At 62.4% G+C, this 8,025-nt stretch carries 8 protein-coding genes; 3 read left to right on the forward strand and 5 right to left on the reverse strand.

Annotated features, from left to right (window positions below):
* Positions 1-13 precede the first annotated feature (13 nt).
* Positions 14-1,081: an ABC transporter substrate-binding protein gene (locus tag H8A92_RS19845; protein ID WP_229197324.1), complete on the forward strand. Its 1,068-nt coding sequence runs from the start codon at positions 14-16 to the stop codon at positions 1,079-1,081.
* Between the two features lie 421 nt (positions 1,082-1,502).
* Here the strand turns inward: H8A92_RS19845 and H8A92_RS19850 are convergent, their stop codons facing one another.
* Both H8A92_RS19850 and H8A92_RS19855 read right to left on the reverse strand, forming a co-directional pair.
* On the reverse strand, positions 1,503-2,732 hold the full coding sequence (locus tag H8A92_RS19850) for an ABC transporter substrate-binding protein (protein WP_229197325.1): 1,230 nt from the start codon (positions 2,730-2,732) through the stop codon (positions 1,503-1,505).
* A 183-nt stretch (positions 2,733-2,915) separates the two neighbouring features.
* Positions 2,916-3,893 carry a GlxA family transcriptional regulator gene (locus tag H8A92_RS19855; RefSeq protein ID WP_229197326.1) on the reverse strand — a complete coding sequence of 326 codons (978 nt, stop codon included), beginning with the start codon at positions 3,891-3,893 and terminating at the stop codon, positions 2,916-2,918.
* A gap of 152 nt (positions 3,894-4,045) precedes the next feature.
* Between H8A92_RS19855 and H8A92_RS19860 the strand changes: the two genes are divergently transcribed.
* A complete protein-coding gene (locus H8A92_RS19860; protein ID WP_163152514.1) occupies positions 4,046-4,309 on the forward strand; it encodes a tautomerase family protein in 264 nt (87 codons plus the stop codon).
* Positions 4,310-4,383: 74 nt separating this feature from the next.
* Here H8A92_RS19860 and H8A92_RS19865 read toward each other — a convergent pair whose 3' ends face one another.
* The 3 genes from H8A92_RS19865 to H8A92_RS19875 all read right to left on the reverse strand — a co-directional run bounded on the left by H8A92_RS19865 (position 4,384) and on the right by H8A92_RS19875 (position 6,883).
* A complete protein-coding gene (locus H8A92_RS19865) occupies positions 4,384-4,833 on the reverse strand; it encodes a GNAT family N-acetyltransferase (RefSeq protein WP_229197327.1) in 450 nt (149 codons plus the stop codon).
* A 150-nt stretch (positions 4,834-4,983) separates the two neighbouring features.
* On the reverse strand, positions 4,984-6,393 hold the full coding sequence (gene glnA, locus H8A92_RS19870) for a type I glutamate--ammonia ligase (protein WP_229197328.1): 1,410 nt from the start codon (positions 6,391-6,393) through the stop codon (positions 4,984-4,986).
* Between the two features lie 151 nt (positions 6,394-6,544).
* The gene (locus tag H8A92_RS19875) at positions 6,545-6,883 is read right to left on the reverse strand and encodes a P-II family nitrogen regulator (RefSeq protein ID WP_011441447.1); all 339 of its coding nucleotides are present in this window, start codon (positions 6,881-6,883) and stop codon (positions 6,545-6,547) included.
* Positions 6,884-7,238: 355 nt separating this feature from the next.
* Between H8A92_RS19875 and H8A92_RS19880 the strand changes: the two genes are divergently transcribed.
* The coding region (locus H8A92_RS19880) for an NAD(P)H-hydrate epimerase (protein WP_229197329.1) at positions 7,239-8,025 on the forward strand (787 nt) is incomplete at its 3' end.

Consider the following 8,025-nt stretch of genomic DNA (forward strand, 5'->3'; position numbering starts at 1 on the left):
CGGGGAGCGTGGAATGCAGGACCGCAAATGGTCGAGGCGCGACTGGCTCAAGGTGACGGCAGCGACCGCCGTCGGCATGGTATTCGCCGAACCCTCAAGGGCGGCGGCGCCGCCGGCTGAGGCCGTGACGCCGGAACTGATCGCTGCGGCGAAGAAGGAAGGCAGGATCTCGTTCTACAGTGCGCTGGAGCTGAACACGGCCGAGCGTCTGGCGCGCGATTTCGAGCAGAAATATCCAGGGATCAGCGTGCGCGTCGAACGCTCCGGCGCCGAGCGGATATTCCAGCGTATCGCACAGGAGCAGGGCAGCGGCATCCATGCCGTCGACGTCGCCAATTCGACCGATCCCGCGCATTATCTCGACTGGAAGAAGAACGACTGGCTCACGGCCTATATGCCGGAAGAGGTCGCCAAGCACTTTCCGGCCGACCAGATCGATCCCGACGGCACGTCCGCGACATCCTGCGCCTGGTTCGAGGTGATCGGCTACAACACCGAGCAGGTGAAGCGCGAGGAGGCGCCGAAGAGCTACGCCGATCTGCTCGATCCGAAATGGCGCGGCAAGATCGTCAAGGGCCATCCGAGCTACTCCGGCGCGATCATGACCGCGACCTTCGTGCTGGCGCGCGATCTTGGCTGGCCGTATCTGGAAAAGCTTTCGCAGCAGCGGGTGATGCAGGTGCAGTCGGCAGCCGATCCGCCGAAGAAGATCCTGCTCGGCGAGCGTGCCGTCATGGCCGACGGCAATGATTACAACCTCGTGCTGGCCAAGGATCAGGGCAAGCCGGTCGAGGTCGTTTACCCGGCCGAAGGCGCGCCGCTGATCATCGTGCCGAGCGGCATCTTCAAGAGCGCGCCGAACCCGAATGCGGCACGGCTGTTCCAGAGCTACTTCTTCAGCGCCGAGACCCAGCAGATGCTGGCCGACGAGTTCGCGCACCGCTCGTTCCACGCCAAGGTGAAGGAGAAAGCCGGGCACGTGCCGCTTGATAAATTGAAGATGCTGAAGGCCGACCCGGCCCAGGTGCAGGCGCAGAGCGAGGAGATCAAGGCAAGGTACGCGAAGCTGTTTCGAGTGTGACGGCAGGGCAAATCGCATATGCGCTCGCTCCCCCACAAACTCGTCATGCCCGGCCTTGTGCCCGCTTTCGCCAAGCTTCGGCGGGGCTGACAGCAAAGCCCGGCGTAGCCGGCTGCCGGCCATCCACGTCTTCGTTTCCATGCAAAGAAAGACGTGGATGGCCGGGGATAGGCGAACGGAAGCGACGCCGTCCCCCGGACGGCTTTGCCCGGACAGGACGGTGTAGAAACCAGCGCCGCACTGTTCGCCGTAGCTGCGCGGACCAAAATATCGAAAACAACCCCATGCAAAGGCGCGGGGGCCGCCGCCATCCGACCGGCAGCTTGACACGTCGGGCAAATCAGGGATAAATTTCCAATATTCCGAAATCGTGCAGGTGCTCCAGGCCCGCGAGCCTGTTGCATATGGGTGCGATGGTCGGCTAACCGCCCACTTCTGCGCTGAGCATGGGCCCGAACAACTCCCATCTCTCGCCCTTCAATCGTCTGAGCTGCATCTGCTTGATCGGCGCGTAATCGATCGGGCTGGTGTTCATCGTGATTCCGGGCAGCAGGTTGTTGGTGCGGAAGGCCTTTAGGTTCGCGGCCTGCTTCATCACGTTCGCGCGCGTGAGATCGTCGCCGCACTGCTTGAGCACCTGAACCAGCGTCTGCGCGGCGTTGTAGCCCGTCATCACCAGACTATCGGCCCGGTTGCCTTCGGGGAAGTATTTGGCGAGATATTCGTCGAACGCCTTCATGCCGGGGTCGTCCTTCCATTGCGGATCGAGCGGATCCATTTGGTAAGCCACCGAAATGATGCCTTGCGCGTTCTCGAATCCGGCCGGTTGGATCACGGCGCCGATCGAGGAGCCGACCGAATTGAGGATGTGTAACGGCTTCCAGCCGATCTCGGCCGCCTTCTTGATGGCCTGCGCGGCGAATTTCGGCGAGGCAATGTCGACGAACACATCGGCATTCAGCGACTTCATCTTGACGATGTGCGTGTCGATGGTCGGCTCGGCTATCTCGTAGGCATCCTCGGTCACGATCATCGATGCCGCCTTGTCGCCGAGGCCGTCCTTGAGGCCCTTGAGATAGTCCTTTCCATAATCGTCGTTCTGGTAGAGCACGGCGATCCTGCCGGCCGGCTTTTCCTTCAGGATGTGCTTGGCGTAGATTCGTCCCTCGCTCTGGTAGCTGGGTTGCCAGCCCATGGTCCACGGGAAGTTCTGCGGATCGTTCCATTTGGTCGCGCCGGTCTGGATGAACAGCTGCGGCACCTTCTTCGCGTTCATGTACTTCTGAATGGCGCTGTTTGAGGCCGTGCCGAGGGCGGCGAAGATCAGCAAGACCTCATCGCCTTCGACCAGCTTGCGCGCCTGCTCGACCGCTTTCGGCGGACTATAGCTGTCGTCGTAGGAGATGAAATTGATCTTGCGCCCGTTGATCCCGCCCTCGGCGTTGATCTTGCGGAAGTAAGCCGCCTGGGACCGGCCGTTGGTGCCAAAGGCGGATCCCGGCCCGCTGTAGGGCATGATGTTGCCGACCTTGATTTCAGTATCGGTTGCGCCGGTGTCGTATTTCTTCTGGGCAAATGCGCCGCCAGCAAAGGTGGCGAGAATAATGATGGCGGTCGAAAGCGCCGCCATTCGTCGAGCGACGAAGGACATCTCGTTTCTCCCAAAATGCAAAAATGAAGGTGTCTGTTTTTGTCGAGGCCGCTTTCGGGTCCTTGGTGCGAGTGAACACCCGGCCCCGGGCATTGTCGATCCCGAACGCCGCACTTTGCGTGCCGCTTCGCATCGCGCGGTTTGTCAGTCTTGCTGACCGTAGTCTTCCGGGAACCGCTGCGGCTAAGCCGCACGCATCGATCGCTGTGCGCGATAGGCCTGCGGCGACAGCAGCGTGAGCTTGCGGAAGGCTTTCCGGAAGCTGCTCTCGTCCTCGTAACCGGTGGCGCGGGCGATCGCCTTGATCGGTTGCGCCGTGGTCTCCAATAGCGTGCGGGCGTGTTCGACGCGGCGGCGCATGATGAAGGCCTGCGGCGGCTCGTGGGTCAATTCGCGGAAGCGGCGGTTCAGCGTGCGCTCGCTCAGGCCCAGCGCATGCGCGAGGCTGCGCACCGTGATCGGTGCCTTGCCGGTGCGGCGCACCAGCATGTCCGCCTTGATCAGCAGCGGGTCCTGTCCGAGCATGTAGCCGAGCGGCATGAAGATCGCCTGCGTGCGCTGTGCGGTGTCGATCACCGCATAGTCGGCGCAGACTTTTGCGACTTCCGGGCCCTCGACAAGCTCGATCAGCCGCAGCAGCAGATCGACCCACGACATCGGACCGGCGGCGCAGACCAGGCGATCGGCCTGCGTGATGACGGCATCACTGGCGAGATCGATCCTGGGATGGCGGCGTCGCAGTTCGCTCTGCAGCCACCAGGTGATCGTGGCGCGGCGGCCGTCGAGCAGCCCGGCATTGGCGAGCAGCAGCACGCCGCTGCAGAAGGCGCCGATCAACCGGCCGCCGGCGTGCTGCTGGCGCAGCCAGGCCCCGACACGGTCGTATTGCGATTGCAGGCGTTCGGCGGTCAGATGGTCGACCAGGCTGCCGGGCACGATGATCGCGTCGCATGCCGTCCGCTTGCCGAAAGCGCCGTCGACGGCGAGCAGCTTTCCGCCGCCCGCGCGAACCGTCTTGCCGTCGAGCGAGAGCGTTTGCCAGCTGAAGCGCGCCTTGCTGCCGCGCAGCTGCATCACATGGTTGGCGAGTGTGAGGATGTCGGCGATGCCGGCGACCGCCGATTGCATGCAGCCTTCCAGCGCGACGATCGCAAGTTTCATGGGACCTCCGGATTTGCCGTCATCCTACCCGATCTGGGCCATCGGGCCGTGGCAGATATTGCCCGATCTCTGTCCGATCGGCCACTGCCTGATCGGGCCATGCCGGTCCATCTTCGCTGCGTTGTCACAACCTCAGCTAATGGAGAGAGACCATGCCTTACGTCACCATTTCCACGGTCCGCGGCATCTTCGATGTCGCGCAGAAGCGCGCGATGCTGGAGCGCGTCACCGATCTCATGGTCGAGATCGAGGGCCAGGGTAACCCCGATTTCCGCCGCAACGTCTGGGTCAAGATCGAGGAAGGCGAGCCGGCGAGCTGGTCGCTCGGCGGCATGATCCCGACGCCGGACATGATCGCGGGCAATTTCGGTGCGCTCGATTCAGGCGGGCGGCGGATCGCCAAGGCCAAGGTGTAATCGGCGGACAAGGACAAAGGGCGCCTCCGGTGGAAGCGCCTTTTGCACGCATCACGATCTGTTCACGACGGTAGCTAAGGACGGCGTATTTCGAAGTAGGTCTTGCCCCCACGCTGAAAGCCCGCTTCCTCATAGAATCGGAGGGTGGTTTCCCGTTTCGATCCCGTTGCCAGCAGAACCTTGTAGCAATAGGCCTGCCAGGCAATATCGAGCGCATGAGAAAGAACCCGTCGGCCGAGCCCCTGCCGACGGTAGTCGGCGTGAGTGACTACGTTCTCAATTACCCCATATGATCGGCCGCCTCGGGACAGGTTCGGCACGATCGCAAGCGTGCACGAAGAGACGAGCAATTCTGCTGCTTGCGCCACGACCACGGTCATGAAGCTGGATGCAAGCAACTCCGACCAGACACGTTCGGCAGTAGCTGTGTCCAGTTGGGGATCGTGTGGATGAAGGTGTCGGTAAAGCTTTAGCACCTCGGGTAGTTCGCGTTCTGCGGCGGATCGGACAGTGATTCCGGTCATGTGCTGATACCAAAGGTGATGGCTTCGCAGTGGTGGGGTGGGTATCGCTTCGCTCCACCCATCCTACTGATCGCGCGCAATAGCGATATCGCAAAAACAAAAGGCGCCTCCATCGGAAGCGCCTTTTGCATTCGTGAGGTGCCGTAAAGCTTACAGCGAGTAGTACATCTCGAACTCGACCGGGTGCGGGGTCATTTCGAAACGGGCGACCTCGGTCATCTTCAGCTCGATATAGGCGTCGATGAAGTCGTCGTCGAACACGCCGCCGTTCTTGAGGAACGCGCGATCCTTGTCGAGGCTCTCGAGCGCTTCACGGAGCGAGCCGCAGACCGTCGGGATCTGCTTCAGCTCTTCCTTCGGCAGATCGTAGAGGTCCTTGTCCATCGCCGGACCCGGATCGATCTTGTTCTTGATGCCGTCGAGGCCGGCCATCAGCATCGCAGCGAAGCCGAGATAGGGATTGGCCATCGGGTCGGGGAAACGCACCTCGACGCGCTTGGCCTTCGGGTTCGCGGTGTAGGGGATGCGGCAGGAGGCCGAGCGGTTGCGCGCGGAGTAGGCGAGCAGCACCGGGGCTTCATAGCCCGGGACCAGACGCTTGTAGGAGTTGGTCGACGGGTTGGTGAAGGCGTTGATCGCCTTGGCGTGCTTGATGATGCCGCCGATGTAGTGCAGGCAGGTCTCCGACAGGTCGGCATACTTGTTGCCGGCGAAGGTCGGCTTGCCGTCCTTCCAGATCGACTGATGCACGTGCATGCCCGAACCGTTGTCGCCATAGACCGGCTTCGGCATGAAGGTGGCGGTCTTGCCGTAGATGTGCGCGACCTGGTGGATGCAGTACTTGTAGACCTGCATCTGGTCGGCCATCAGCGTCAGCGTGTCGAACTTCATGCCGAGCTCGTGCTGGGCCGAAGCGACTTCATGGTGGTGCTTTTCGACCTTGACGCCCATCTTGGCCATCGCGCCGAGCATCTCGGAGCGCATGTCCTGCACCGAGTCCTGCGGCGGCACCGGGAAGTAGCCGGCCTTGGTGCGGATGCGGTGACCGAGGTTGCCACCCTCATATTCGGTGGCCGAGTTGATCGGCAGCTCGGAGGAGTCGAGACGGAAGCCGGTGTTGTAGGGCTCGGCCGAATAGCGCACGTCGTCGAACACGAAGAACTCGGCCTCCGGGCCGACGAAGACGGTGTCGCCCACGCCCATCGACTTCACCATGGCCTCGGCCTTCTTGGCGATGCCGCGGGGATCGCGGTTGTAGGGCTCGCCGGTGGTCGGCTCGAGCACGTCGCAGGTGATGACCATGGTGGTCTCGGCGAAGAACGGGTCGATCGTCGCAGTCACCGGGTCCGGCATCAGGCACATGTCGGATTCATTGATCGCCTTCCAGCCGGCGATCGACGAACCGTCGAACATCGTCCCCTCGGCGAAGATCTCGTCGTCGATCATGCTGACGTCGAAGGTGACGTGCTGCCACTTGCCGCGCGGATCGGTGAAGCGCAGGTCGACGTATTTGACGTCGTTGTCCTTGATCGATTTCAGGACGTCTTTGGCGGTCTTCATGAATACCCCTTATGGATGTGCGGGTCGGTTTCCAGCGGAGAGCGACATTATTCCCGCTTTTGGCGAGTTCGTGTGACTGCACAAACGAAATCAGGCTGCCGAAGCAGCCTTTTTTCTCTTTTGCCGTCAGAAATTCCGGATAGCACCGCCCTTAAATAGCGTCCAGCCCGGATTCGCCGGTCCGGATGCGGATCGCTTCCTCGATGTTGGAGACGAAGATCTTGCCGTCGCCGATCCGCCCGGTCTGGGCCGCGCGGCGGATTGCGTCGATTGCCTTCTCGACCAGGTCGTCGCCGATCACGATCTCGATCTTCACCTTGGGCAGGAAGTCGACGATGTATTCCGCGCCGCGATACAGTTCGGCGTGGCCCTTCTGGCGGCCAAATCCCTTGGCCTCGGTGACGGTGATACCTTGCAGTCCGACTTCCTGGAGCGCTTCTTTCACCTCGTCGAGCTTGAAGGGCTTGATGATGGCTTCAATCTTCTTCACTGAGCGCCTCCCGGGCATTGCAGATTGCAGGGTCGAGTTCGATGCGCGTGGGGCGCAGTCAGGTTGGTGTTAAGCCTTCCGGCTTGTGGCCGGAAACACGCGCAATGGTCGCATGAAGCGACCCTTGTACGCGGCTTCCTCAAAAGCAGGGTCTATGCCAAGTTGTTAAGGTCCCCGATTTCGGAATGTTATCAGCCTTTTAACAGGCAGTCGGCGGATATCGAACCAGATGGGCTATGATATCCAAGCTCAACAAATAGGCAAATAGATCAATCTATATGCAGTCGGTCATGAGAAGCCCCGCGAACGTCACAGGAATTGCCTCTCGAAAAGGCGAAGCGATTGAGGATTCGGCATGGACGTTCTGACCACCACCGAGATGGAGCGCGCCGACCGGCTAACCATCGCTGCCGGAACGCCGGGCTTCGCGCTGATGATGAGCGCCGGCCAGGCCGTCGCCGAAGCCGCGATGGACCTGGTCGAGGAGGGGCCGATCGTCGTGGTCGCCGGCCGGGGCAATAATGGCGGCGACGGTTTTGTCGCCGCCGCCGAGCTCGCCGCGCGCGGACGGGAGGTCTCGGTGATCCTGCTCTGCGAGCGCGACAGCCTGCAGGGCGACGCGGCGCTGGCGGCGAAGGGCTGGAAGTATCCGGTGCTGCCGTTCAACCCGCAGGCGCTCGGCAGGCCGGCGCTGATCATCGACGCGCTGTTCGGCGCCGGGCTCAACCGCCCGGTCAAGGGGGACCCGTTGGAGATGATCGCGGCGATCAATGCCAGCGGTACGCCGGTGCTGGCGGTCGATCTGCCGAGCGGCATCAACGGCACCACGGGCGCTGTCATGGGGGCGGCGGTGCAGGCAACCGAAACCGTCACCTTCTTCCGCAAGAAACCCGCGCATCTGTTGCTGCCGGGCCGGATGTATTGCGGCCGGGTGCGCGTCGCCGATATCGGCATCGAGGCGCAGGTGCTCGACGAGATCAAGCCGCTGACCGCGGAGAATGCGCCGGAAGCCTGGCGCTGGTCGTTTCCGGTGCCGCGGATCGACGGCCACAAATACGCAAGGGGGCACGCCGTCGTGGTCTCGGGCGATCTCGCCTCGACGGGGGCGGCGCGGCTCGCGGCGCGTGCGGCGTTGCGCGCGG

Source organism: Bradyrhizobium acaciae, from assembly GCF_020889785.1.
In the GTDB taxonomy this organism is placed as follows: Bacteria; Pseudomonadota; Alphaproteobacteria; order Rhizobiales; family Xanthobacteraceae; genus Bradyrhizobium; species Bradyrhizobium acaciae.